Raw genomic sequence first — 24,560 nt, forward strand, 5'->3', positions numbered from 1 at the left:
CGTGAGACCTCAAACGGGAAGAACGGAGGAAACCAGCGTCTGCGTGTACGGATGCTGCGGATCGTCGAGCACCTGATCGGTGAGACCCGCTTCGACCACTTCGCCGCCTTGCATCACCATCAGCCGGTGCGCGAGCAGACGCGCGACGCCGATATCGTGCGTGACGATCAACACGGACAGATGCAGCGTCGACGTCAACGTGCGCAGCAGATCGAGCAGACGCGCCTGCACGGATACATCGAGACCCGCCGTGGGCTCGTCCATGAACACGAGGCGCGGACCCGTGACGAGATTGCGCGCGATCTGCAGACGCTGCTGCATGCCGCCCGAAAATGCCGAAGGCAATTCGTCGATACGCGACGCATCGAGTTCGACGCGCGCCATCCATTGCGTTGCCGTGTCGCGAATCTTGCCGTAGTGGCGCGCGCCGACGGCCATCAACGGCTCGCCGATGTTCGCGCCCGCCGACACGGCGTTGCGCAGCCCGTCACGCGGATTCTGCTGCACGAAGCCCCACTCGGTGCGCATCAAAAGACGCTTGCGCGGCTCGGACAACGCGAGCAGATCGAGCGACTCACCGTGCGCGCTTGCATAGTGCAGCGTGCCGGAATCGGCGGCATTACGCAGCGCGAGCGTGTTAAGCAGCGTCGTTTTGCCCGAACCCGATTCGCCGACGATGCACAGCACTTCACCCGGATACAGATCGAAGCTGACGTTGCGGCAACCGTTGCGGCCGCCGTACTGTTTGGTGAGCGCGCGGGCGCTCAGAAGCGGCGTCATGCGTTTTCTCCTTCGTTCTGTTCTGCGCCTTGCTGCTCGCGCCGGTCGTGGCAATAGTCGCTGTCCGAGCAGACGAACATGCGCTTGCCCGCATCGTCGACGATCATTTCGTCGAGGAAGCTTTCCGTCGATCCACACAGCGCGCATGCATGCTCCCAGCGCTGCACTTCGAACGGATGGTCGTCGAAATCGAGGCTTTTTACGGGCGTGTACGGCGGAATTGCGTGGATGCGCTGTTCGCGTCCCGCGCCGAACAGTTGCAGTGCGGCATTCATGTGCATCTTCGGGTTGTCGTACTTCGGGATCGGCGACGGCGACGCGAGATAGCGGCCATTGACGATCACCGGGTAGTCGTACGTCGTCGCGATGCTGCCGTGATGCACGATGTCCTCGTACAGCTTCACGCTGATCAACCCGTAATCCGCGAGTGCGTGCAGCTTCTTGCATTCGGCCGTGCGCGGCTCCAGCCGATAGAGCGGCTCGGGCATCGGCACCTGATAGACGAGAATCTGCTTTTCCGTGAGCGGCGTTTCGGGAATGCGGTGACGCGTTTGCACGATGGTCGCTTCGCTGGTCTTGCGGGTCGTGTTGACGCCCGTAGTGCGTGCGAAGAAGCGGCGAATGTTCACTGCGTTGGTCGTTTCGTCGGAGCCCTGGTCGATCACCTTCAGCGTATCGTCGCGCCCGATGATCGACGCCGTCACCTGAATGCCGCCCGTTCCCCAGCCATACGGCAACGGCATTTCGCGCGACGCGAACGGCACCTGATAGCCAGGCACGGCCACGGCTTTCAACAGCGCGCGGCGGATCATGCGCTTGGTCTGTTCGTCGAGATACGCGAAGTTGTAGCCTTCGGCGGCGCTGTCGTGCGCGGCTGTTTGCATCGTCGTGTCGGGCGCGTTCATGCCGCTTGCTCCTGTTGATCGTTGCCTTCGCTGGTGCTCTCGTCGCGTTCTGCATGCTTGGCGCGCAACCGTCGCACGAGTTCAAGCTCGGACTGGAAGTCGACGTAATGCGGCAGCTTCAGATGCTGCACGAAGCCCGACGCTTCGACGTTGTCGCTATGCGACAGCATGAATTCGACGTCCTGTGTCGGCGAGCCGATCGTTTCGCCCAGTTCTTCGGCACGCAGCGCGCGATCGACCAGTGCCATCGCCATCGCCTTGCGTTCCGAATGACCGAACGCAAGACCATAGCCTTGCGTGAACGTTGGCGGCACTTCGTTGCTGCCCGCGAACTGGTTGATCATCTGGCATTCGGTGACGTCGATTTCGCCGATCTCGACGGCTTCTCCCAGTTCGTCGAGTTCCATTTCGACCGCGACGGTGCCAAAGCGGATTTCGCCCGCGAACGGATGCGAGTGCGCGTAACCGCGTTGCGTCGCGTAGCCCATCGCGAGCAGAAAGCCTTCGTCGCCGCGCGCGAGGTTTTGCAGACGCGTCGCGCGGCTGGCCGGAAACGACAACGGCTCGCGCGACAGATCGCCGGGTTCGGGCGCATCTTCCGATACGCGTTCCTGTTCGATCAAACCTTCTTTGTCGAGCAGCGAGACGACGCGCGGCATCGCTTCGTGCGCGGCGCTTTCAATGCGCTTCGTGTGCACCGCGCTTTCGTCATCGCCTTCGGCGAGCAGCGTGAAATCGAGCAGACGTTGTGTGTAGTCGTACGTCGCGCCGAGCATCTGTCCGCCGGGCACATCCTTGAAGGTCGCGGAGATGCGCCGTTCGATCCGCATGTCTTCCGTATCGACGGGCTGCGTGTAGCCGAAGCGCGGCAACGTCGTGCGATACGCGCGCAACAGGAAGATCGCCTCGACGAGATCGCCCGCGGCCTGCTTGATGGCCAGCGCGGCAAGCTCTTCGTCGTAGACGGAGCCTTCCGTCATCACGCGCGCGACGGCGAGCCGCAACTGCGTGCGAATCTGCGCGACGCTCAATTCGGCGAACTGTGTGTCGCCGCGGCGCGCCTTGTCGAGCAGGCGCCACGATGCTTCGATCGCGCGCTCTCCACCTTTGACGGCAACGTACATTAGTTCAGCTCCACGTGGGTTGTGCGCGGCAGGCCGATCAGCGTGTCGCCGCAGACGAGATAACAGTCGATGCCGCACGGAAAGAGCGGCGCGAGTTCTGCGCGCTCGCGCCAGAAGCGCTCCGGCAGGCCGGCGGGCGCGATCGTGTGCGTGTGTTCGATGCCGGGGCCGCGCAATACGACGGGCGAGCCTTGCGTCAACGAATCGACGCGCACGATCAGCGTTACCGATTGCTCCGGCGTTTCCGGATCGCCGAGCGCGAAGCACGACAGCGGCGGCAACGTGCTCGCGTCATGCACATAGGCGAACGCGGCGTCTTGCGGCTCGTCGACGAGCGGCGCGCCCGTGTGAAAGCGCAAGGCAGAGCCGAGGACGGCGTCGGGTTGCGCGAGCCAGACGGGCGTCGAGTAGTCGCACAGCGCGAGCAGCGCGGCGAACGCGGCGAGATCGGCGCGCGCGTGCGGCAGCGTGTTGCGCGCGTCGCTGCGGGATGCGGGCAAGACATTGTCGATCGTGCCGATCTTGCCCGGACGCGACAGTGCATCGAGCAGCGCGCGAAATACGGATTGCGTGTCGTGCACGGGATCGGCGAAGCCCGGCGTCAGCGTCGACAGCGCGATCTGCGGGGATTGAGCGGAAGTGTTCATCAGTCGCCTCGGACCATCGTGAAGAATTCGACGCGCGTCGATGCGGCGTCCTGTTGGCGTTGCGCGTGTTTCGCCGCGAGTTGCGAAGCAAGCGGCGTAATCAGTTGCGCCTGCAACCGTGCATGATGCTGCGGCGTTTGCAGCAGCGCGTCTGCGATAGCAGCCAGTTCGGCGCGGCGGCGGTCGCGGCCCAGATGACACGCGACGCCAACGGTGGTGCCTTCATCCGATTGGTCGCGCAGACGCAGCGTCGCGCGCGTCACGGTCGCTTCACCGAGATTGAACGCGTCGCCCGTGCCGCCGATGCGCCCGCGCACCATCGCCAGTCCGATCTCGGGCGGACGCAGCCAGTCGAATGCGGGAAGCGGCAGGCCTTCCATCGCGCGGCTCAGCGCGGCTTCGAGATCGGCGCGCGCGGAGCGGGCCATAACGGCCATCCACGCGCGGCGGGCAGGGTTGGCGGAAGTGGGGGAATCGGCTAAAGGAGGGGAGGCGGCGGCACTCATCGGGTTTCCTGGCGGTTTCCTGGAGAGGGATTTTTTACAGCGAGTCCAGACATTTGAGCATCTATTCGTCTAAACGTCTAGACGTTTAGAGCTAAACTGTCGGTGGCTCGTGACAGAAGGCGCGGTTTCATATTTCCGCCACGGCTTGCGGACTACAATGCACAGAACGCGTATTTGAACCGAAGGGAATGACAGCACCATGACATCGAACGACGGCGCAGCGCCGGGCACGATGCTAGAGCGGGGAGCGGGCGTCGCCGTGTGGCGGCAGATCGAACAGATACTCGCGAAGGAGATTGCCGCAAGCGGCTTCGGCGACGACGGACGTCTGCCGAGCGAAGGCGAACTGGCGAAACGCTTCGACGTGAACCGCCATACGATCCGCCGCGCGATGCTGGGGCTCGCGGCTCAAGGGCTCGTCAGCGTCGAGCAGGGGCGCGGTACGTTCGTGCAGCCAGGCGCGATCGATTACACGATTGGCCGTCGCACACGCTTCACCGAAAACTTGCGTCAGCAACATCATTCGCCGGCGGGCACGATGCTGTCGGCGGCACGCGTGAAGGCCGATCCGACTGTCGCGAAGGCGTTGGGTCTGCGCGCGGGCGCATTCGTCTATCGCATCGAGTCGCTGCATGAAGCGGACAGCGTGCCGCTCACGTATGCGCGCAACTTCTATCCGGCCGCGCGCTTCACTGATCTGCCTGATGTGCTCGAACGCGTCGGTGGCATCACGAAGGCGATGGCCGAGTACGGCGTGACGGATTATCTGCGCAAGTGGAGCCGTATCGGCAGCGTGCTGCCCGAGCCGGAAGTCGCGCGGCGTCTTGGCATCAACCGGCAACAACCGGTGTTGTGGGTCGAGAACGTCGATGTCGATACGGAAGGCACGCCGATCAAATACGGCTTCACGCACTTCGCCGCCGACCGCGTGCAACTGATGGTGGAGCACGACGTATGAGCGCGCCCATTCAGCATGCGTGGAGCGCGCAGGCGCGCTTCGCAATTTACTACGCGCCTGCGCGTGCGTCGGGCTGGTGGGATGCCGGCTCGATATGGCTCGCGCGCGATGCCGAAAGCGATGCGTCACTCGATCCGCATGACGCACCTGCGCTGTCGCAACCGCTAGCGCAACTGACGGCATCGCCGCGCCGTTATGGCTGGCACGGCACGCTGGTCGCGCCGTTTCATCTCGCGGAGCATGTGAGCGTCGCGGATCTGCTCGAAGTATCGGAAAGCTGGGCGCAAACACAGACGCCGTTTGCATTGGCCGTCGAAGCGGCGACGCTGGGCGACTTCGTTGCGCTGCGTCCGGCGACGCCATCCGGCGACGAACAGATGCGCGCGCTCGCCGCCGATGCCTTGCGCACCTTCACGCCGCTGCGGGTCGTGCCATCCAAAGCAGATATTGCAAGACGCATGGAAGCGCCGCTTACGGAACGCCAACGCGAATTGCTCGTCGAATGGGGATATCCGTATGTGCTCGACGAATTCCGCTTTCATATGACGGTGTCCAATTCGCTCGACAACGCCGCCGATCGCGCCGCGATAGTCGATTGGTGGCATCGCGAGGCGCAGCGTCTCGGGCCGTTGACCATCGACGGCGCAGCGATCTTCGTCGAGCCTGCGCCGGGCGAGCCGTTTATGTTGTGGCAACGGCTTGCGTTCACGGCGAAAGAAGGACAGGAGAACGCATGAAAGGCCGCTTGATCTATGTGGTCGGCCCGTCGGGCGCGGGCAAGGATTCGCTGCTGCATTTCGCGCGCGAGCATGTCGCGGGCACGTCCGTCGTGTTCGCGCATCGCTACATCACGCGCGAGACAGGGCATAACGAAAATCACATTTCGTTGACCCGCGAAGAGTTCGAGGCGCGCTCGGCGCGAGGCCTCTTTGCGCTCGAATGGTCGAGTCACGAATTGCACTACGGCATCGGCATCGAGATCGATGCGTGGCTTGCGCGGGGCTGCACGGTTGTCGTCAATGGCTCGCGCGCGTATCTGTCGCGCGCGTTGAAGCGCTATCAGCATCTCGAAGTCGTGCATATCCATGCTGCGCCGCATATCCTCGCGGCGCGTCTGTCGGCGCGCGGACGCGAAACGCACGAGCAGGTCGCGGCGCGCCTCGCACGTCAGGCGCCGTTTGCGCTGCCCGACGGCGCGCATCTGACGCATATCGACAATTCCGGCTCGCTCGAAGAAGCAGGTCTGGCATTCGTCAACGTGCTGAAGGGCTTTGCGCGTACGCAAGATCAGAAGCATGCCGCCGAGTCGGCTTCCAGTGAAAGCGTCAAGTAAGCTGAAAGCGTCGTCGTCTTACGGGAAGAGCCACGCATTGCTATAGTCTGCGGTTTAACGCTGCGCACGAGACGCAGCGGGCAAACCCCGGAGTACACCCGATGACCGACGCCACCCGCCTCACCGAAATCACCGACCTCGAACCCGCCGCCGCCGCGCTGCGCGACATTCGCCATCACATTCACCACCATCCGGAACTCGCGTACGAAGAGGTCGCGACGGCGGCGCTCGTCGCGGAAAAGCTGGAAGCGTGGGGCTGGCAGGTGACGCGCGAGGTCGGCAAGACGGGCGTGGTTGGTACGTTGAAGGTCGGCGACGGTACGCGCAGCATCGGCCTGCGCGCGGATATGGACGCGCTGCCCATCACCGAGCAGACGGGGCTGCCGTACGCGAGCGGCACGCACGGCAAGATGCACGCATGCGGCCACGACGGCCACACGACGATGCTGCTCGGCGCCGCGCAGCATCTCGCGAAGACGCGCCGTTTTTCGGGCACCGTGCATCTGTATTTTCAGCCGGCCGAGGAAAGCGGCATCGACAGCGGCGCGAAGAAGATGATCGAAGATGGCCTGTTCGAGCGTTTTCCGTGCGACGCAGTGTTCGGCGTGCACAACCATCCGGGCGCGGAGCCGGGCAAGTTTCTGTTCCGCAAGGGCGCGTTCATGGCGGCGGGCGACAAGGCGACGATCACGATCGAAGGCGTCGGTGGCCACGCGGCGCGCCCGCATCTGACCGTCGATCCCATCGTGATCGCGTCGAGCATCGTGATGGCGCTGCAGACCATCGTCGCGCGCAACGTGAACCCTTCGCAGCCCGCCGTGGTGACCGTTGGCACGATGCATTCGGGCGTGGCGAACAACGTAATTCCGTCGAGCGCGAAGCTGGAATTGAGCGTGCGCTCGTTCAGCCCGGAAGTGCGCGCGCTGTTGAAAGAGCGCATTGCGGAACTCGCGGAAAGCCAGGCTGCGAGTTATGGCGGCAAGGCGCACGTCGAGTATGTCGAGGGCTATCCCGTCGTCGTGAACACGGACGCGGAAACGGAGTTCGCGATCGAGGTGGCGCGCGAACTGGTCGGCGCGGAGAACGTCGAGCCGAACGCGGACATCCTGATGGGCAGCGAGGACTTCGCGTTCATGCTCGAACAGCGGCCGGGTTCGTTCCTGCGCCTGGGCAACGGCGTCGGCGAAGACGGCTGCATGGTGCACAACCCGCACTACGATTTCAACGACCGCAATCTGCCTGTTGGCGCGGCGTACTGGGCGCGTCTCGTGGAGCGTTATCTGGGTCGTTGATCGAGTGCGTTGAACGCAGGAGCGTTGCGCGCGAGCGTCAAGCGACGTCAGCCGCGCAACGCGACCATGTCCGACACCGACTGCGCGGCTTTCTGCAGCGGCTCTAGAAACGCCTTCACCATCTGCTTCGCGGAATTGCGCTGCGCGTTTCCGCTGATGTTCATCGCGGCGATGATCTGCCCGCGCCGGTTGCGGATCGGCGCGGACAGCGAGATCAGCCCGCCCTCCAGTTCCTGATCGACGATGGACCAGCCCTGGCTGCGCACCTGCGCGATCACTTTCTTTAGCTCGTCCTTGTCGGTGATCGTGCGCGGCGTGTGCGCGACGATGGGCGACGCGTCGAGGGTCGCGTCGAGCGTCGCCGGGTCGAGCGCCGAGAGCAGCACCCGGCCCATCGACGTGCAATACGCCGGCAAGCGGCTGCCGATCGACAGATTGATCGTCATGATCTTGTGGGTCGGCACGCGCAGCACGTAGACGATCTCCGTGCGGTCGAGCACGGCCGCCGAGCAGCTTTCGTGAACTTCCGCCGACAGTTCTTCCATGAACGGCTCAGCGAGATTCCAGAACGGCATCGAGGTCAGATAGGCGAAGCCGAGGTCGAGAATCTTCGGCGTCAGGCGAAACAGGCGGCCTTCCGCTTCGACATAGCCGAGCGTCTGCAGCGTCAACAGAATGCGGCGTGCGCCCGCGCGCGTGAGACCCGTCGCCGACGCGACATCCGTCAGCGTCTGCTCGGGCCGGTCGGCGTTGAACGCGCGAATCACCGCGAGGCCGCGCGCGAACGACTGCACGTACGAGTCGCCCGGTTTGTCCGGGGCGTCCGTCTCGTTGGCGGGAACGGCTTGTGACGCGGCGGGTACTTTGCTCATGGGACTATGTGAAATCGGTGCAAAACGTCCGGACGTCGGGACGGGCGTTCGTTAGTCTGCGGAAAGCCGTGACGATAGCGCAAGCGCCAGGATTCGCCAACTTTGCGGCGGCCGTGCCGCTGGGCGCGTGTGTAGGCGTGTTGGCCGTGCGAAAGCCAGGCGGAGCACGCATTCCTGCCGTTTCCGCCGCACCTTATTGCCGTTTTCGACGACCCACCCACCCGCCGGCGCGCTTGACAGTCTTTCCGCGCCCCGCCTATTATCGAACCTGAAATGTTCGATAGATGATCGTTTGTTCGAGTATAGAACAAATCTTGCTTTATCGGCACGTTTTTCTGGCGCTACCCAATGCGCCGACGCTGGCGCCTTCAACGATACGCCGGCCCCGCCATTACTGGAGACATCTCATGACGGAAGCTTTCCTGTGCGACGCGATTCGCACGCCGATTGGCCGCTACGCGGGTTCGCTGTCGTCGGTGCGCGCCGACGATCTGGGCGCCGTGCCGCTCAAGGCGCTGATGGAGCGCAACAAGGACGTCGACTGGAGCGCGGTCGCGGATGTGATCTACGGCTGCGCGAACCAGGCCGGCGAAGATAACCGCAACGTCGCGCGCATGTCGCTGCTGCTGGCGGGTCTGCCGAAAGACGTGCCGGGCTCGACGGTCAACCGGCTGTGCGGCTCGGGCATGGATGCCGTCGGCATCGCGGCGCGCGCGATCAAATCCGGCGAGGCTGGGTTGATGATCGCGGGCGGCGTCGAAAGCATGAGCCGCGCGCCGTTCGTGATGGGCAAGGCGACGAGCGCGTTCTCGCGCCAGGCTGACATCTACGACACGACGATCGGTTGGCGCTTCGTCAACCCGCTGATGAAGCAGCTGTACGGCGTCGATTCGATGCCGGAGACGGGCGAAAACGTCGCGACCGACTATAACGTCAGCCGCGCCGACCAGGACGCGTTCGCGGTGCGCAGCCAGCTGAAGGCGGCGCGTGCGCAGCAGGACGGCACGCTCGCGCAGGAAATCGTCTCCGTGACGATCCCGCAGAAGAAGGGCGATGCAATCGTCGTGTCGAAGGACGAGCATCCGCGCGAGACGAGCCTCGAAGCGCTCGCGAAGCTGAAGGGCGTCGTGCGCCCGGACGGCACGGTGACGGCGGGCAACGCGTCGGGCGTCAACGATGGCGCGGCGGCCTTGCTGCTCGCCAACGCGGAGACCGCGAAGCGTTTCGGTCTGACGCCGCGCGCGCGCGTGCTCGGCATCGCGACGGCGGGCGTCGATCCGCGCGTGATGGGTATTGGTCCCGCACCTGCGACGCAAAAGCTGCTCGCGCGCCTGAACATGAACATCAACCAGTTCGACGTGATCGAGTTGAATGAGGCGTTTGCGTCGCAAGGTCTGGCTGTGCTGCGTGCGCTCGGCGTTGCCGATGATGACGCTCGCGTTAATCCGAATGGCGGTGCGATTGCGCTAGGCCATCCTCTGGGCATGAGTGGCGCGCGACTCGTGACGACGGCGATGTATCAGTTGCAACGCACGCAAGGGCGCTTCGCACTGTGCACGATGTGCATTGGTGTGGGGCAGGGGATTGCGATTGCGATTGAACGGGTTTGAGTGAGGTTTGACACAACGCGTGTAGGCATCGCGTGACGCGCCGTTGAAGCGGTTTGTCACGCGACGCGTGAAGGCTCGTACTGTGTGCGGGCCTTTTTTTATGGTTTTTATCAGGGATTGTTTGGGGGCTCGGCTTCGGATGTATCGGCTCGCGCAGATGTTGTGCGTGGTTTGGTCGGGATGATGCGGTGGTTTGCTTGTTGTTGCGGTGGCATCCGCGTTACGGTGTTTGCCTCTGCGTCGGCATCCGCGCTATGCCTTCGTGCTTCACGCGTCGCCCCGCACAGGGGCGACGCTTGAAGCAAGCTAACAAAACGCGGATGCCAGCGTAAGAGCAAAAAGCAAAAACACACCAGCACCGCTTGCGCAGCAAAAAAACCAAACCCATTCACCGCGACCGCGGCGCAAAAATATCCGCGCCCAGCGAAGAACAGCGTTCAAGCAGGCGCGCAAGCCTGCCCTGCAATGCCACGGGATGCGTCGTCAGCGAAAGCCTCGCCGGCACATTGCCGTCCGCACTAATCCACACGCGCTCGCCGCGATGCAACCGGAACGTCTCGCCGATCTGCAACCAGTGGTCGTACGGCGACGCCGCGCGCGTCAACCACACGCGTGTGCCTTGCACGAGAAGCTCTGTGTTCGCGTCGACGCGCCACGACATCGTCGCGCCGGGCTGCACTTCAAAATGGACGACGACTCTCGGCAAACGCTCTTCATGTGAGCGCGGAAAGCAGAGTGATTCGTCATCAGTGAACTGCTGGCAAGCCTTGTCCATCATGCACTCCGTCAATTGAGCCAGAGGCCGGAAGGCTTACCCAAAACAAAAGGCCCCTTCCGTTTCCGGCGGGGCCTTGGGATCGTTTTGCTGACTGCTGCAGATGCTAACGCACGCACGCTCCCATAGGCCCGCCGCGACGGCGTGCCATACGGTTTTTAATGACGTAGGCGTTGGTGATGAAGGTCAGCATGCATTCGAGTTTGTCCTGACGTCGATGTGTTGTCAACCAGTTTTGTCGCACGCGTTGCATCGTCATGGCATTGCCCTCTCGCGGGAAACGAACGTTCGCGTGCTCATGCGCGCGCCTCGGCCAGTTCTTCGGCAAGGCGAGATTCGAGCCGCGCGTCGCGCCGGTCTGCGCGCAACGTGTGCCATTGCGTGACTTCGCGCGGTCGCGCGAGCAGGTCAGCAAGCGCCTCGTGATAGGCGCGACGGTACGGGCGATGAATCTGCTCTGCGCTCGCATCGTCAGGGCTTTCCCACGTCTCATAGAGCATCAGCCGACACGGCGAATCGGGATCGCGATGCAGCACGGCCTCACGAAAATCCGCCTCGCCGCGCATCGCGTCGAGCACACCGTCGAGCAGCGACATGAAGCGTTCGAGCTTGTCGGGCAACACCTGAAAGCGAACTACGTAGGTCACGTGCATTCCGCACACTCCGGATGATCTTGGTCTATAACTACCTTTATACTCGTCAATAACTGACAACCTATGTCATGAATTAAAAGGAGCGCAAAAATTGGCGACGAGCCGACTCGTTTCGATGCTGTTGATGCTCCAGGTGAAAGGCCGTGTGACCGCGCAGGCCCTCGCCGACGAATTCGACGTGTCGATCCGCACCGTGTATCGCGATATCGACCAGTTGAGCGCGGCGGGCGTGCCCGTTTACGCGGATCGCGGGCCGGGCGGCGGCTTCGCATTGCTCGACGGATATCGCGCGAAACTGACGGGCATCACGAGGGTCGAAGCGGAAACGCTGTCGATTGCCGGGCTGACGGGCGCGGCGTCCGATCTCGGTCTGTCGGAGCAGCTGCGAGCCGCGCAGCTAAAGCTCGTCACCGCGCTGCCCGATGCCGCGCCCGATACGTCGCGCATCGGCTCGCGGCTGCATATCGATCCCGTCGGCTGGTATCAGCGGCCCTCGCCGACACCGTGGCTGACGATGCTCGCGGGCGCCGTGTGGGAGCAGAAGCGCATATCGATGCAATACCGCACGTGGAACGCCAGCGGCGAAAACGAGGGCGTGCGCGTGCGCGATCCGCTCGGGCTGGTGCTCAAGGGCGGCGAATGGTATCTGGTCACGCGCGTGCGCACGCAGTTGCGCACCTATCGCGTATCGAGCATCGCGCAGCTCACGGTGCATGACGAAACGTTCGAACGCCCGGAAGATTTCGATCTGCGCGACGAGTGGACAGCGGCCGTTGCTTCATTCGAGACGAGCCTGCTGAAGCACACCGCGCGATTGCGGCTGTCGCCGGAAGGCATGACGCGTCTGCATCGCCTCGGCGCGGCTGCCGTCGAACAGGCGCAGATCGCGCCGCCCTCGGAGCAGGACGGCTGGCAGGAAGTAACCTTGCCCGTCGAGCAGCTCGGCTACGCGGCCGAGCAATTGCTCGGCCTGGCCGGTCATGTCGAAGTGCTCGATCCGCCGGAATTGCGCGAGCGCTTGCGCAAGCTCGGCGAGCAGATAGCGACGCTCAACGCGGGTTGACTACGACCGTTCGAACGCATCAACTCCGATGCGGCCCGACGATCCCCAGTTTCGCAATCCGCCGATACAGCGTCGCGCGCGACATGCCGAGCGCTTCGGCCGCGGCGTTCGGTCGCCATTGATGCCGCGTGAGCGCATCGACAATACGCGCCCGCTCGTCGTCGAGGCCGGCGAGCGCAGGGCGCGGCGCGGCTTCATCCGGCGCGAGCAACGCCGCCACATCGGGCGACACGTGCCGCAACTCGACGCGCGTCGCATCGCACACCGCGCACGCATAGCGCAGCACGTTGCGCAGTTGCCGGATATTGCCCGGCCACGAAAAATGCGCAAGCCGCTCGGCGAGACGCGCATCGAGCGTGAGCACATGTCCCGCGCTTTGCGCTTCTTCATCGAACACGGCACGCACGACATCCAGCACATCGGCGCGCTCGCGCAGCGGCGGCATGTGCAGCGTCGCGCCGCTCAGCCGGTAGAACAGGTCTTCGCGGAACGTGCCTTCGTCGACCATGCGCGCGAGATCGCGGTGCGTTGCGCAGATTACGTCGATATCGACGCGCACAGGCGCATCGCTGCCAAGCGGCAGCACTTCGCCTTCGGCGAGCACACGCAACAGGCGCGTTTGCAGATTGAGCGGCATGTCGCCGATTTCATCGAGGAACAGCGTGCCGCCGTTCGCCTGCGCGATCTTGCCGCGCGCGCCGCGGCTGCGCGCGCCCGTGAACGCGCCGGGCGCATAGCCGAACAACTCGCTTTCGATCAGCGAATCGGGGATCGCGCCGCAGTTCACGGCGACGAACGGCTTGGCGCGTCGCGCGCCCGACGCATGCAGCGCCTGCGCGAACACTTCCTTGCCGACACCTGTTTCGCCGAGAATCAGAATTGGCAGATGCTTGCCCGCGATGCGCAGTGCGACTTCCGCATTGCGCGCGATGCGCGAGTCGCGGCTGTGCAGAAAACGGCTGATCGCATCGAGACTCGTGTCGGCGTGCGCATCGGACGACGCGTTGACGGCGCTCGCCGAAGACACGACGGGCGCGACGCGCGAAGTGCGCTTCAACGGCGCGCGAATCCGCGCGTACAGCACGGCGCCGGTCGCGCGCAGACGCAGCGGCACGATCGTATCGGTGCGTGCTACATCGTGTAGATGGACGGCGGACGTATCGAAGATTTCGTCGACGTGACGCGGCCCGCTCAAGCCTGCGATGCACTCCTGCGCCTTGCGATTCGACGCGGCGATGTTGCCGCATTCGTCGAATGCGATCAGCACTTCCGGTTGCGCCTCGACAAAATTGCGGCTCTGGTGACCGAAGATCACCCAATGCTGCGTGGTCTGATTGAGGAAGTAGCCGTCTTCGATCAGCGCCGCGCTCTGGCGCACCAGTTGAAACACGAGCCGCTGGCTGTCCCGGTTGTCGGGTGATTGCACGGCGGACGCATCGAGCACGCCGATCAGTTCGCCCGTCAGCGAGAAGATCGGCGATGCGCTGCAGGTGAGCGTCGTAAACGCCGCGCGAAAGTGATCGGTCTTGTGCACGGTGATGGCCGCGAGATCTGTCAGCACGTTCGCGACGCCGCACGTGCCTTCCTCGCGTTCCGACCAGCACGAGCCGATGTAAAGACCTGCATGCTTGAAATCGCCGCGCCGGTCCCGGTCGATGCGGTAATCGATCGTGACGCCGTGCGCGTCGGTGAGCATCACGCAGTAGTCGGCCACGCGGATCATGTCGTGCAGACGCGTGAGGCATTGGCCCGACGCGCGCAGAAACGCTTCTTCCTTGCCTTGCACTTCGCGCAGCTCGGACGTGGTCAGCACGCGCGGCCCGATCACCGAGCTGGGATCGAGCTGGTATTGCTCATACGAACGCTGCCACGACGACACGAGACGCGACGAATTGGCGGGCGCGGGCAGGCGTCCTTCGATGGCGCCGCGCACGCGGTCGACGTGCTGCGTTTGAGAGACGTAAGGCATGGTCGGCTCCCGTCTATAACGGACGATACCGGTGGATGAATCGCGCTGGTCCCTGTGGTGATGCCTTCTGCCGGACCTTCTTGTAGCACATCCCGCCCGCGTAATCACACTGCATTGCAACACGCGAGACACCTGAGACGATCGTCTCACCTATGCGTGAGACAGCCGTGAGACGCGCTTCGTTCGATGCCGCAATGCATGCGCGTCGCGTCACCGCGCCGTGAGTGCGGTGAAAGGCGCGATGTGCGCCATGTGCACTGCGTCATGCGACACGAGCCGTGCTTGCGACGGCGCGTTGCCCATGCCGCGCAAAGCTTTCCACACAAGGCTTTCCGCGTTCTTCGCGTGCTCGTCGAGCGATTGGCATGGCTGTTGCAGTAATGCTCGTCACACGAAACGGCTTTGCATGCGACACGCAAACCGCTCTCGACAAACACAACGGAGACAAGCCAGTGGCATCGTCCATCACCGTCGGCGTGATTGCGAACCCCGCGTCGGGTCGCGACATTCGCCGCCTCACGACGCACGCGTCCGTGTTTCCGACAGCCGAAAAGGCCAACATGGTCGTGCGTCTGATCGCGGGACTCGGCGCGCTTGGCGTCGATCGCGTGCTGACGCTGCGCGATCGCACGGGCGTTGCTGCGCTGCTGCTGCGCGCAATCGACATCCACGCGGCGACGGGCACGGCCGAGCGCTGGCCCGAAGTCGAATTCGTCGATCTGCCCATCACCGATAGCGTCACCGATACGCACACCGGCACCGCGCATATGGTGCGCGAAGGTGTCGAACTGATTGCCGTGCTCGGCGGCGACGGCACGCATCGCGCGGTGGCTGCGCATTGCGGTGGCGTGCCGCTGCTGACGCTTTCGACGGGCACCAACAACGCATTTCCCGACATGCGCGAGGCGACCGTTGCGGGCATGGCGGGCGCCCTGGTCGCGTCGGGCGTCGTGCCGCCCGATGTCGCATTGACGCGCAACAAACGGCTCGTCGTGCGTTGCGTCGCGGGGCCGAATCGCGGACGCGAAGAGATCGCGCTCGTCGATGTGTGCGTGAGCCGTCAGCGCTTCGTCGGCGCGCGGGCCGTGTCGGAGCCGTCGGATATCGAGTCGCTGTTTCTCACCTTCGCTGCACCCGATGGCATCGGGCTGTCGTCGATAGGCGGCGCGTGGGCGCCCGTCGAGCGCACGGCGCCGCATGGCTTGCATCTCACGTTCGCGCTGCGCGACGAGCATGGCTTTGCAAATGGCGACGGTGTTCCCGACGGGGTGCCTATCTTCGCGCCCATCGCGCCCGGCCGAATCGATCAGGTGACGATGCGGACCTGCGAGCGCTTCGAACTCGGCGACTGGCTGCCCATCGACGCGCGCCACGGCACGCTCGCATTCGACGGCGAGCGCGAGATCGAAATCGAGCGTGACGACCGCTATGAAATCTCGCTCGACTGGAGTGGCCCGTTGACCGTAGACGTGAGCCGCACGCTTCGCTTCTCAGCGTCGCGTCAGTTGATGCGCGAGATGGCGGGCGCTTCGATGCGAACCCTTATGCACACACAAGCACACGTGAAATAAAGGGAGTTCATTCAATCACGCGGAGCCCATCCGCACCCGTTGCTGTAACGATCGACATCATCAAGGAGACACACCATGTCAAATCAGTTGAGCAGGGAAAAACTGCTGGAAGCGTACCGGCTGATGCGCACCATTCGCGAGTTCGAAGAGCGCCTGCACGTCGAGTTCGCGACGGGCGAGATTCCCGGCTTCGTACATCTGTATGCAGGTGAAGAAGCATCGGCCGTCGGCACGATCCTGCATCTGAACGACCGTGATTACGTAGCGACCACGCACCGTGGCCACGGCCACTGCATCGCGAAGGGCGTCGACGTGCACGGGATGATGGCCGAGATTTACGGCCGGCAGACGGGCGTGTGCAAGGGCAAGGGCGGCTCGATGCACATTGCCGATCTGTCGAAGGGCATGCTCGGCGCGAACGGAATCGTCGGCGCGGGCGGTCCGCTCGTGTGCGGCGCGGCGCTCGCGGCGAAGCTGAAGAAAACGGGCGGCGTGGGCGTGTGCTTCTTCGGCGACGGTGCGTCAAACCAGGGGACGATCTTCGAATCGATGAACCTCGCGAGCGTGTGGCGCTTGCCGGCCATCTTCGTCGCGGAGAACAACGGCTATGCGGAAGCGACGTCGTCGACATGGTCCGTCGCCTCCGACAACATCGCGGACCGCGCGAGCGGCTTCGGCATGCCGGGCGTGATCGTCGATGGCTTCGATTTCTTCGCGGTGCACGAAGCGCTGGGCGAAGCGATCGAACGCGCGCGCGGCGGCGGTGGGCCGACGCTCGTCGAAGTGAAGCTGTCGCGTTACTTCGGCCACTTCGAAGGCGATGCGCAGACGTATCGCGCGCCGGGCGAAGTGCAGAAGCTGCGCGACGAGAAGGATTGCCTGAAGCGTTTCGCAGAGCGCGTGGTGCGCGCGGAGATGCTGTCATCCGACGATCTGAGCAAGATCGATGCGGATGTGAAAGTGCTGATCGACGATTCCGTCCAGAAGGCGAAAGCCGCGCCGCTGCCGACGGAAGCCGATCTGCTGACAGACGTGTACGTGTCGTATCCGTAATTTCATTGCGATCACCTTTAGGCAAACAAGGAGACAGACATGGCACGCAAGATCACATACTCTCAGGCAATCAACGAAGCACTGAGTCAGGAAATGGCGCGCGACGAAAGCGTCATCGTAATGGGCGAGGACAACGCGGGCGGCGCCGGCTCGCCGGGTGAACAGGACGCATGGGGCGGCGTGCTCGGCGTCACGAAAGGGCTTTTTCACAAGTACCCGGGCCGCGTGCTCGACACGCCGATTTCGGAAGGCGGCTTCATCGGCGCAGCAGTCGGCGCGGCGGCGGCGGGCATGCGCCCCGTCGCGGAACTGATGTTCATCGACTTCATGGGCGTGTGCTTCGATCAGATCTTCAATCAGGCCGCGAAATTCCGTTACATGTTCGGCGGCAATGCCGTCACGCCCGTCGTGATCCGCACGATGCAGGGCGCCGGGTTGCGCGCTGCCGCGCAGCACTCGCAGATGCTGACGTCGCTATTCACGCATGTGCCCGGTCTCAAGGTGGTGTGCCCATCGACGCCCTATGACGCGAAAGGCCTGATGATCCAGGCGATCCGCGACAACGACCCCGTCATCTTCTGCGAGCACAAGCTGCTGTACACCCGCGAAGGCGACGTGCCCGAAGAGCTGTACGCGATTCCGTTCGGCGAAGCGAACGTGGTGCGCGAAGGCGACGACGTGACCATCGTCACGTATGGCCGCATGGTGCACTACGCCACGGACGCCGCCGACCGCCTCGCGAAAGAAGGCATCAAGGCCGAGGTGATCGATCTGCGCACCACGTCGCCGCTCGACGAAGAAACGATTCTGGAAAGCCTGGAGCGCACGGGCCGCCTGGTCGTCGTCGATGAAGCGAATCCGCGCTGTTCGATCGCCACCGATATCGCTGCGCTCGCCGCGCAGAAGGCGTTTCATTCGCTGAAGGCGCCCGTCGGGATCGTCACCGCGCCGCATACGCCCACGCCTTTCTCGGGCGTGCTGGAAGACCTGTATATCCCGTCGGCGGACAAGATTGCCGCAGCCGTCAAAGCAACGCGACACTGAGCGAGGAACTGAGCAATGTCGATTCACATGATCACGATGCCCAAGTGGGGCCTGTCCATGCAGCAGGGGCAGGTCAACGGCTGGTTGAAGTCGATTGGCGATACGGTGGGGAAAGGCGACGAAGTGCTCGACGTCGAAAGCGACAAGATCGCTTCGGGTGTCGAGTGCGCGTTCAACGGCACGCTGCGCCGGCAGGTCGCGCAGGAAGGCGACACGCTGCCCGTCGGCGCGTTGCTCGGCGTGGTCGCCGATGAACAGGAGGCGGACGCGGACATCGATGCAGCCGTCGAAGCGTTCCAGCGCGACTTCGTGCCGCTCGCCGCCGATTCCGCAGATGCAGGACCGCAGCCGGAGAAAGCGCAGATCGGCGGGCGCACCATTCGCTACCTGAAAATCGGCGACGGCGGCACGCCGGCTGTGCTGATCCACGGTTTCGGCGGCGATCTGAACAACTGGCTGTTCAATCACGCGGACCTGGCTGAGCATCGCACGGTGTATGCGCTGGATTTGCCGGGGCATGGCGAATCGACGAAAGCAGTGGAGTCGGGCAGCGCCGATGAACTGGCCGACAGCGTGATCGCGTTTCTCGACGATCGTGGTATCGAACGCGCGCATTTCGTCGGGCATTCGATGGGTAGTCTCGTCGCGATGACGGTTGCAGCGAAAGCGCCGCAGCGTGTGGCGTCGCTTTCGCTGATCGCGGGTGCGGGTCTCGGCGACGAGATCAACCGCGAGTACATCGACGGATTCGTGTCGGGCAACAGCCGCAATACGCTGAAGCCGCATCTGACGAAACTGTTCGCCGACGGTTCGCTCGTCACGCGGCAACTGGTCGAGGATATCGTCAAGTACAAGCGGCTCGAAGGTGTGGGCGAGAGCTTGCAGAAGATCGCGGCGTCGGCGTTCAAGGATGGCGCGCAGCAGCGCAGCTATCGCGATCGCATCGACAAGCTCGCGCCGCGCACGCTGGTGATCTGGGGCGAGCTGGACCAGATCATTCCCGCGAGCCACGCGCAAGGGCTGCCCGGCGATATCCGCGTGCATGTGCTGCCGGGCAAGGGGCATATGGTGCAGATGGAGTCGGCATCGGAGGTGAACCGCCTGCTCAACGACTTCTTCGGAGCCTGACGATGGAAGCCGCGCCGCAGACGTCCACCCACGACAGCGTCACCGCGCTAGGACAGCACGGCTTGAGGAGCCGCGACAAGCTCGCGCGCATTCCCGTGAAGGTCGTGCCGCCCGAACCGGGCAGCGCGCTGCCGAAGCCCGCATGGCTGCGTGCAAGGCCGATGATGAGCGAGACGGTGGCGGGCATGGCGTCGATACTGCGCGAGCATCGTCTGCATTCGGTGTGCGAGGAAGCAATGTGCCCGAATATCGGCGAATGCTTCGCGCAGCGCACGGCGACGTTCATGATCATGGGCGGCATCTGCACGCGGCGTTGCGCGTTCTGCGACGTCGCGCACGGTCGCCCGCTGCCACTCGACGACGAAGAACCGGCGCGGCTTGCCGATGCCGTTGCTGCGTTGGGGTTGCGGTATGTGGTGATTACGTCGGTGGATCGCGACGATCTGCGCGATGGCGGCGCGGCGCATTTTGCGCGCTGCGTTGCGCTATTGCGTGAGCGCGTGCCGGGAATTCGCGTCGAGGTGTTGACGCCGGATTTTCGCGGGCGTGTCGAGCGGGCGCTCGATGCGTTGTCGGCGGCGTGGCCGGATGTCTTCAATCACAACATCGAAACGGTGCCTTCGTTGTATCGTGCGGCGCGTGCGGGCGCGGATTATCACGGGTCTTTGACGTTGCTTCGGCGGGTGAAGGAGGCGAATGCTTCAGTGGTCACGAAGTCGGGCTTGATGGTCGGGCTTGGCGAAAGTGATGACGAACTTCTGGAGACGATGCGGGATATTCGTGCGCATGATGTGGATGTGCTGACGATTGGGCAGTATCTCGCGCCTTCGAGGTTTCATATGGCGGTTAAGCGCTATGTCGCGCCGGAGACTTTTTCTGTTTATAGAGAGGAGGGGTTGAAGTTGGGGTTTCGCGAGGTCGTAGCGGGGCCGCTGGTGCGGTCTTCTTATCATGCGGGGGATACTGTTCTTACTTGATTTTGTGGCTGGCATCCGCGTTTTGTTAGCTTGCTTCACGCGTCGCCCCTGTGCGGGGCGGCACCTACTTTTCTTTGCCGCCGCAAAGAAAAGTAGGCAAAAGAAAGCGGCTAACACCGCCAGCCCATGTTCTTATCCACGGGCACTCAACGTCCCCACACTTCACACGGCAACACGCTAATCGACGCTCGTTGCCAACGCTTCGAACGGATGCCTCACCCGCTTCAGACACCCGCACACGGGCAGGCGTCAGCGAATGGTTTCTGCCGCCCAGGCGGCAAACTGTGTGTAGGTTGTCGTACCGTACAGGTTAGCGCTCTTACCAGAAACACCAACCTTGCTATCTAGTCCGGAGTGATGCGTATAAGGCGCGCAAGCCTACACACAGTTTGCCACCTGGGCGGCGGCGGACTATCTGGCGTGGCGTGCCACGACGCGGGCAGATGAAGTGGGTGAGGCGAATAGAGAGAATGTTGGCAACGCACGCGAACAGGCGCGTTGCCATGTGGAGCGTAAGAACCTTTGGGGGCCCTCAGGCAATAACAAGGATTGGCGGTGTGAGCCGCTTTCTTTTGCCTACTTTTCTTTGCGGCGGCAAAGAAAAGTAGGTGCCGCCCCGCACAGGGGCAACGCATGAAGCACGATAACAAAACGCGGATGCCTGCGACGCCGGCCGAAGACCAAAAACCAAAAAGCGTCGCAGACAAAAAAATCAAACCCCGCCCATGCACATGTACTTGATCACGACATACTCATCGATGCCGTAATGCGAGCCTTCGCGCCCAAGCCCTGACTGCTTGACGCCGCCGAACGGCGCAACCTCGTTCGAGATCGCTCCCGTGTTGATGCCAACCATGCCGAACTCGAGCGCTTCTGCCACGCGCCAGATACGACCGATATCGCGGCTATAGAAATACGACGCCAGCCCGAATTCCGTGCTGTTCGCCATCTCGACCACTTCCGCATCCGACGAGAAGCGGAACAGCGGCGCGAGCGGGCCAAAGGTTTCATCGCGTGCGACTTTCATGTCCGGCGTGACATCGGCGAGCACGGTCGGCTCGAAAAAGCCGTGGCCGAGCGCATGACGCTTGCCGCCCGTGACGACGCGCGCGCCTTTGCCGAGTGCGTCCTCGATATGCGATTCGACCTTGAGCACGGCCGCCTCGTTGATGAGCGGGCCTTGCTGCACGCCTTGCTCGGTGCCGAAGCCGACCTTGAGCTTGGTCACGGCTGCGGCGAGTTTTTCGGCGAACGCATCGTAGACGCTGTCGTGCACGTAGAAGCGGTTCGTGCAGACGCAGGTTTGACCGCTGTTGCGGTACTTCGACACGATAGCGCCTTCGACGGCTGCGTCGAGATCGGCGTCGTCGAACACGATGAAGGGCGCGTTGCCGCCCAGTTCCAGCGACACCTTCTTGACGGTCGGCGCGCACTGCGCCATCAGCAGACGTCCCACCGCCGTCGAACCCGTGAACGACAGCTTGCGTACGGTCGCGTTGCTGGTCATTTCGCCGCCGATCGGTTTCGGGTCGCCGGTGACGATGCTGAAGATGCCGGCGGGCACGCCTGCGCGTTCTGCCAGCACGGCGAGCGCGAGCGCGGAGAGCGGCGTCGCTTCAGCGGGCTTGACGACGATCGGGCAGCCTGCGGCGAGAGCGGGTCCGACCTTGCGGGTGATCATCGCAGCGGGGAAATTCCACGGCGTGATGGCGGCACAGACGCCGACGGGTTCCTTCGTGACGACGATGCGTTTGTCGTTCGCGACGGTGGGGATCGTATCGCCGTAGACGCGTTTGGCTTCTTCGCCGAACCATTCGAGGAACGAGGCTGCGTAGGAGATTTCGCCTTTTGCCTCGGCGAGGGGCTTGCCTTGTTCTGTGGTCAGGATTAACGCCAGGTCGTCGGCGTTGGTCAGCATCAGGTCATTCCACTTGCGGAGGATTTCTGCACGCTGTTTGCCGGTTTTTGCTTTCCATGCTGGCCAGGCTTTGTTTGCCGCTTCGATGGCGCGGCGGGTTTCCTGTGCGCCCATTCGCGGCACCTGCGAGATCAGTTCGCCCGTTGCCGGGTTCAAGACCTCGAACGTTTCCTTGTTGTCGGCGTCTTGCCATTCGCCATTGAGATACGCCTTGCTTTGCAGCAGGGAAGGGTCTTTTAGTTTGCTACGCAAGTCGGTCATTTTGATTCGTCCTTTGGGCTTTGATGTCTGCGACGCTGGTTTGGTTGTTTCGGCCTTTGCGCTGGCATCCGCGTTTTGTTAGCTTGCTTCAAGCGTCGCCCCTGTGCGGGGCGGCACCTACTTTTCTTTGCCGCCGCAAAGAAAAGTAGGCAAAAGAAAGCGGCTCACACCGCCAATCCTTATTCTTGCCTGAGGGCCCCCAAAGGGTCCCACACTTCACACGGCGACCACGTGACTCATGTTCGTTGCCAACGCTCTTGCGGTGCGCCTCACCCGCTTCATGCGCCCGCGTCGCCACATGCCGTGCCAGATATTCCACTGCCGCCCAGGTGGCAAACTGTGTGTAGGCCGTAGCACCTCACACGCCTCACTTCGGACCGGTAACGCACGCGTTCCACCCTGTAAGAGCGCTACCCTATACGTCGCGGCTACCTACACACAGTTTGCCACCTGGGCGGCGGTAACCATTCGCTGCCGCTAGCACTTGTGCGGGCGGTTGAAGCGGGTGATGCGTTTATTCAAAGCGTTGGCAACGAACGTGAATCGGGGGCGCTGCCGTGTGAAGCGTGGGACCGGTTGGGGGCCCTCAGGCAACAAGAAGAGTTAGCGGTGTGAGCCGCTTTCTTTTGCCTACTTTTCTTTGCGGCGGCAAAGAAAAGTAGGTGCCGCCCCGCACAGGGGCGACGCTTGAAGCAAGCTAACAAAACGCGGATGCCAGCAAAAACCAAAGCAAACCACTCAGCGTCGCAGACCAACCACAAACAAAAACGGCGACTTCAAAAAAGCCGCCGCAGGCAAAAAAAGATCAGACAGTCACGCCCACAGTTTCCTTGAGCACTTCCTCAAGAATAGAAAGCGCCTCATCAAAAACAGCATCCTGCACAGTCAGCGGGAACAGGAACCGAACAACGTTCGAATAAACCCCACAAACGAGCAGCAACAAACCACGCTCAAGAGCCCGCGTCTGCACCCGCTTGGTAAAATCAGCATCCGCATCGGAAGTACCAGGCTTACAGAACTCAACAGCAACCATACCGCCCGGCCCCCGCACATCGGCAATCTGCGGCACTTCCGCCTGCAACGCGGTCAGCCGCGCCTTCAACCGATCGCCAAGCAAAACAGCCCGCTCGCAGAGCTTCTCTTCATCGATGATATCGAGCACGGCAAGCGCCGAAGCCACCGCCAACGGATTACCCGCATACGTGCCGCCCAGCCCGCCGGGCGCAGCAGCATCCATCACATCCGCACGTCCGACGACGCCCGACAGCGGCATGCCACCCGCCAGGCTCTTGGCCATCGTCATCAAATCGGGCACGACGTCGTAGTGATGCATCGCAAACAGCTCGCCCGTACGCGCAAACCCCGTTTGCACTTCATCAGCAATCAGCAGAATGCCGTGCTCGTTGCACAGCTTGCGCAGCGCGCGCACGAACTCGGCCGGCGCCGGATAAAAACCGCCTTCGCCTTGCACCGGCTCGAAAATGATCGCCGCGACGCGCTTCGGATCGATGTCTGCCTTGAACAGGAATTCGATCGCCTTCAGCGAATCCGCCGTCGTCACGCCGTGCAGCGGATTCGGGAACGGCGCGTGGAACACATCGCCCGGGAACGGGCCGAAGTTCAGCTTGTACGGTGCGACCTTGCCCGTCAGCGCCATGCCCATCATCGTGCGGCCATGAAAGCCGCCCGTGAACGCGATCACACCCGGACGGCCCGTCGCGGCGCGCGCGATCTTGATCGCGTTTTCGACAGCCTCGGCGCCCGTCGTGAAGAACGCCGTCTTCTTCGGATAGTCGCCCGGCGCGCGCTGGTTGATCTTCTCAGCCAGCTCGACATACGACGCGTACGGCACGATCTGATAAGCCGTGTGCGTGAAGTTGTCCAGTTGCGCGCGCACAGCCTCGACGATCTTCGGATGACGATGCCCCGTGTTGCACACCGCGATGCCCGCCGCGAAATCGATGTAGCGGCGGCCCTCGACGTCCCACAGTTCCGCATTCTCGGCGCGCGCAGCGTAGAAATCGCACATCACGCCCACGCCGCGCGGGGTGGCGGCGTCCTTGCGGCTCTTCAGTTCAGCATTCTTCACGGAGATCTCCTGTTTGGGGTTCGTTCGGGCGC

The 24,560-nt window shown here is 63.2% G+C and carries 22 protein-coding genes; 11 read left to right on the plus strand and 11 right to left on the minus strand.

From position 1 onward, the window contains the following. Positions 1-9: 9 nt before the first annotated feature. From phnK to phnG, 5 genes are read right to left on the minus strand one after another with little or no spacing between them, the layout of a single operon-like run. Positions 10-780 (minus strand): phosphonate C-P lyase system protein PhnK, encoded by a 771-nt coding sequence (phnK, locus tag C2L64_RS21370; protein ID WP_007587835.1) that lies wholly within the window; start codon positions 778-780, stop codon positions 10-12. Next, the gene (locus tag C2L64_RS21375) at positions 777-1,685 is read right to left on the minus strand and encodes an alpha-D-ribose 1-methylphosphonate 5-phosphate C-P-lyase PhnJ (protein WP_007587836.1); all 909 of its coding nucleotides are present in this window, start codon (positions 1,683-1,685) and stop codon (positions 777-779) included. The genes phnK and C2L64_RS21375 overlap by 4 nt, the downstream gene beginning before the upstream one ends. After that, the gene (locus C2L64_RS21380; protein ID WP_007587841.1) at positions 1,682-2,809 is read right to left on the minus strand and encodes a carbon-phosphorus lyase complex subunit PhnI; all 1,128 of its coding nucleotides are present in this window, start codon (positions 2,807-2,809) and stop codon (positions 1,682-1,684) included. The genes C2L64_RS21375 and C2L64_RS21380 overlap by 4 nt, the downstream gene beginning before the upstream one ends. Further along, positions 2,809-3,456, minus strand: a complete 648-nt coding sequence (phnH, locus tag C2L64_RS21385; protein WP_007587842.1) for a phosphonate C-P lyase system protein PhnH — start codon at positions 3,454-3,456, stop codon at positions 2,809-2,811. Before phnH ends, C2L64_RS21380 begins: the two co-directional genes overlap by 1 nt. After that, positions 3,456-3,962: a phosphonate C-P lyase system protein PhnG gene (gene phnG, locus C2L64_RS21390; protein ID WP_039901377.1), complete on the minus strand. Its 507-nt coding sequence runs from the start codon at positions 3,960-3,962 to the stop codon at positions 3,456-3,458. The genes phnH and phnG overlap by 1 nt, the downstream gene beginning before the upstream one ends. A gap of 199 nt (positions 3,963-4,161) precedes the next feature. On the opposite strand from phnG, the gene phnF reads away from it, so the two are divergent. From phnF to C2L64_RS21410, 4 genes are all read left to right on the plus strand, one after another. After that, positions 4,162-4,920 (plus strand): phosphonate metabolism transcriptional regulator PhnF, encoded by a 759-nt coding sequence (gene phnF / locus C2L64_RS21395; protein ID WP_007587844.1) that lies wholly within the window; start codon positions 4,162-4,164, stop codon positions 4,918-4,920. Then, positions 4,917-5,657, plus strand: coding sequence for a DUF1045 domain-containing protein (locus C2L64_RS21400; protein ID WP_007587846.1), 741 nt, complete (start codon positions 4,917-4,919; stop codon positions 5,655-5,657). The genes phnF and C2L64_RS21400 overlap by 4 nt, the downstream gene beginning before the upstream one ends. Continuing rightward, positions 5,654-6,253 (plus strand): phosphonate metabolism protein/1,5-bisphosphokinase (PRPP-forming) PhnN, encoded by a 600-nt coding sequence (gene phnN / locus C2L64_RS21405; RefSeq protein WP_007587848.1) that lies wholly within the window; start codon positions 5,654-5,656, stop codon positions 6,251-6,253. Before C2L64_RS21400 ends, phnN begins: the two co-directional genes overlap by 4 nt. A gap of 101 nt (positions 6,254-6,354) precedes the next feature. Beyond that, positions 6,355-7,545: a M20 aminoacylase family protein gene (locus C2L64_RS21410; RefSeq protein ID WP_007587852.1), complete on the plus strand. Its 1,191-nt coding sequence runs from the start codon at positions 6,355-6,357 to the stop codon at positions 7,543-7,545. Positions 7,546-7,592: 47 nt separating this feature from the next. Here the strand turns inward: C2L64_RS21410 and C2L64_RS21415 are convergent, their stop codons facing one another. Continuing rightward, positions 7,593-8,417 (minus strand): IclR family transcriptional regulator, encoded by an 825-nt coding sequence (locus C2L64_RS21415; protein WP_007587859.1) that lies wholly within the window; start codon positions 8,415-8,417, stop codon positions 7,593-7,595. A 407-nt stretch (positions 8,418-8,824) separates the two neighbouring features. On the opposite strand from C2L64_RS21415, the gene pcaF reads away from it, so the two are divergent. Beyond that, positions 8,825-10,027, plus strand: a complete 1,203-nt coding sequence (gene pcaF / locus C2L64_RS21420; RefSeq protein WP_007587861.1) for a 3-oxoadipyl-CoA thiolase — start codon at positions 8,825-8,827, stop codon at positions 10,025-10,027. Between the two features lie 388 nt (positions 10,028-10,415). Here pcaF and C2L64_RS21425 read toward each other — a convergent pair whose 3' ends face one another. Both C2L64_RS21425 and C2L64_RS21430 read right to left on the minus strand, forming a co-directional pair. Beyond that, positions 10,416-10,805: a DUF2917 domain-containing protein gene (locus tag C2L64_RS21425; protein ID WP_238554758.1), complete on the minus strand. Its 390-nt coding sequence runs from the start codon at positions 10,803-10,805 to the stop codon at positions 10,416-10,418. Between the two features lie 293 nt (positions 10,806-11,098). Then, on the minus strand, positions 11,099-11,455 hold the full coding sequence (locus tag C2L64_RS21430; protein WP_007587864.1) for a putative quinol monooxygenase: 357 nt from the start codon (positions 11,453-11,455) through the stop codon (positions 11,099-11,101). Positions 11,456-11,546: 91 nt separating this feature from the next. On the opposite strand from C2L64_RS21430, the gene C2L64_RS21435 reads away from it, so the two are divergent. Further along, entirely contained in the window at positions 11,547-12,518 is a 972-nt protein-coding gene (locus C2L64_RS21435) for a helix-turn-helix transcriptional regulator (RefSeq protein ID WP_007587865.1), read from the plus strand. 19 nt (positions 12,519-12,537) lie between these two features. On the opposite strand, the gene C2L64_RS21440 is transcribed toward C2L64_RS21435, so the two are convergent. Continuing rightward, positions 12,538-14,487, minus strand: coding sequence for a sigma-54-dependent Fis family transcriptional regulator (locus C2L64_RS21440; RefSeq protein ID WP_007587866.1), 1,950 nt, complete (start codon positions 14,485-14,487; stop codon positions 12,538-12,540). Positions 14,488-14,939: 452 nt separating this feature from the next. On the opposite strand from C2L64_RS21440, the gene C2L64_RS21445 reads away from it, so the two are divergent. The 5 genes from C2L64_RS21445 (at position 14,940) to lipA (ending at position 20,260) form a co-directional block, all read left to right on the plus strand. Continuing rightward, positions 14,940-16,058 (plus strand): ATP-NAD kinase family protein, encoded by a 1,119-nt coding sequence (locus tag C2L64_RS21445; RefSeq protein ID WP_007587867.1) that lies wholly within the window; start codon positions 14,940-14,942, stop codon positions 16,056-16,058. A gap of 75 nt (positions 16,059-16,133) precedes the next feature. Then, on the plus strand, positions 16,134-17,111 hold the full coding sequence (locus C2L64_RS21450; protein WP_007587868.1) for a thiamine pyrophosphate-dependent dehydrogenase E1 component subunit alpha: 978 nt from the start codon (positions 16,134-16,136) through the stop codon (positions 17,109-17,111). A gap of 39 nt (positions 17,112-17,150) precedes the next feature. Further along, on the plus strand, positions 17,151-18,155 hold the full coding sequence (locus C2L64_RS21455) for an alpha-ketoacid dehydrogenase subunit beta (RefSeq protein ID WP_007587869.1): 1,005 nt from the start codon (positions 17,151-17,153) through the stop codon (positions 18,153-18,155). Between the two features lie 15 nt (positions 18,156-18,170). After that, positions 18,171-19,283 carry an acetoin dehydrogenase dihydrolipoyllysine-residue acetyltransferase subunit gene (locus C2L64_RS21460; RefSeq protein ID WP_007587870.1) on the plus strand — a complete coding sequence of 371 codons (1,113 nt, stop codon included), beginning with the start codon at positions 18,171-18,173 and terminating at the stop codon, positions 19,281-19,283. A gap of 2 nt (positions 19,284-19,285) precedes the next feature. Beyond that, positions 19,286-20,260, plus strand: a complete 975-nt coding sequence (lipA, locus tag C2L64_RS21465) for a lipoyl synthase (protein WP_007587871.1) — start codon at positions 19,286-19,288, stop codon at positions 20,258-20,260. 712 nt (positions 20,261-20,972) lie between these two features. Here the strand turns inward: lipA and C2L64_RS21470 are convergent. Both C2L64_RS21470 and C2L64_RS21475 read right to left on the minus strand, forming a co-directional pair. Beyond that, positions 20,973-22,439 (minus strand): NAD-dependent succinate-semialdehyde dehydrogenase, encoded by a 1,467-nt coding sequence (locus C2L64_RS21470; RefSeq protein WP_007587874.1) that lies wholly within the window; start codon positions 22,437-22,439, stop codon positions 20,973-20,975. Positions 22,440-23,244: 805 nt separating this feature from the next. Continuing rightward, on the minus strand, positions 23,245-24,528 hold the full coding sequence (locus C2L64_RS21475; RefSeq protein ID WP_007587875.1) for a 4-aminobutyrate--2-oxoglutarate transaminase: 1,284 nt from the start codon (positions 24,526-24,528) through the stop codon (positions 23,245-23,247). Positions 24,529-24,560 lie beyond the last annotated feature (32 nt).

Source organism: Paraburkholderia hospita (assembly GCF_002902965.1).
GTDB classification, from domain to species: Bacteria; Pseudomonadota; Gammaproteobacteria; order Burkholderiales; family Burkholderiaceae; genus Paraburkholderia; species Paraburkholderia hospita.

What these genes read in the sequence shown, in the direction of transcription:
- phnK (WP_007587835.1), bottom strand. Translation starts at nt 780, where the DNA reads ATGACGCCGCTTCTGAGCGCCCGCGCGCTCACCAAACAGTACGGCGGC.
- C2L64_RS21375 (WP_007587836.1), bottom strand. Translation starts at nt 1,685, where the DNA reads ATGAACGCGCCCGACACGACGATGCAAACAGCCGCGCACGACAGCGCC.
- C2L64_RS21380 (WP_007587841.1), bottom strand. Translation starts at nt 2,809, where the DNA reads ATGTACGTTGCCGTCAAAGGTGGAGAGCGCGCGATCGAAGCATCGTGG.
- phnH (WP_007587842.1), bottom strand. Translation starts at nt 3,456, where the DNA reads ATGAACACTTCCGCTCAATCCCCGCAGATCGCGCTGTCGACGCTGACG.
- phnG (WP_039901377.1), bottom strand. Translation starts at nt 3,962, where the DNA reads ATGAGTGCCGCCGCCTCCCCTCCTTTAGCCGATTCCCCCACTTCCGCC.
- phnF (WP_007587844.1), top strand. Translation starts at nt 4,162, where the DNA reads ATGACATCGAACGACGGCGCAGCGCCGGGCACGATGCTAGAGCGGGGA.
- C2L64_RS21400 (WP_007587846.1), top strand. Translation starts at nt 4,917, where the DNA reads ATGAGCGCGCCCATTCAGCATGCGTGGAGCGCGCAGGCGCGCTTCGCA.
- phnN (WP_007587848.1), top strand. Translation starts at nt 5,654, where the DNA reads ATGAAAGGCCGCTTGATCTATGTGGTCGGCCCGTCGGGCGCGGGCAAG.
- C2L64_RS21410 (WP_007587852.1), top strand. Translation starts at nt 6,355, where the DNA reads ATGACCGACGCCACCCGCCTCACCGAAATCACCGACCTCGAACCCGCC.
- C2L64_RS21415 (WP_007587859.1), bottom strand. Translation starts at nt 8,417, where the DNA reads ATGAGCAAAGTACCCGCCGCGTCACAAGCCGTTCCCGCCAACGAGACG.
- pcaF (WP_007587861.1), top strand. Translation starts at nt 8,825, where the DNA reads ATGACGGAAGCTTTCCTGTGCGACGCGATTCGCACGCCGATTGGCCGC.
- C2L64_RS21425 (WP_238554758.1), bottom strand. Translation starts at nt 10,805, where the DNA reads ATGATGGACAAGGCTTGCCAGCAGTTCACTGATGACGAATCACTCTGC.
- C2L64_RS21430 (WP_007587864.1), bottom strand. Translation starts at nt 11,455, where the DNA reads ATGCACGTGACCTACGTAGTTCGCTTTCAGGTGTTGCCCGACAAGCTC.
- C2L64_RS21440 (WP_007587866.1), bottom strand. Translation starts at nt 14,487, where the DNA reads ATGCCTTACGTCTCTCAAACGCAGCACGTCGACCGCGTGCGCGGCGCC.
- C2L64_RS21450 (WP_007587868.1), top strand. Translation starts at nt 16,134, where the DNA reads ATGTCAAATCAGTTGAGCAGGGAAAAACTGCTGGAAGCGTACCGGCTG.
- C2L64_RS21455 (WP_007587869.1), top strand. Translation starts at nt 17,151, where the DNA reads ATGGCACGCAAGATCACATACTCTCAGGCAATCAACGAAGCACTGAGT.
- C2L64_RS21460 (WP_007587870.1), top strand. Translation starts at nt 18,171, where the DNA reads ATGTCGATTCACATGATCACGATGCCCAAGTGGGGCCTGTCCATGCAG.
- lipA (WP_007587871.1), top strand. Translation starts at nt 19,286, where the DNA reads ATGGAAGCCGCGCCGCAGACGTCCACCCACGACAGCGTCACCGCGCTA.
- C2L64_RS21470 (WP_007587874.1), bottom strand. Translation starts at nt 22,439, where the DNA reads ATGACCGACTTGCGTAGCAAACTAAAAGACCCTTCCCTGCTGCAAAGC.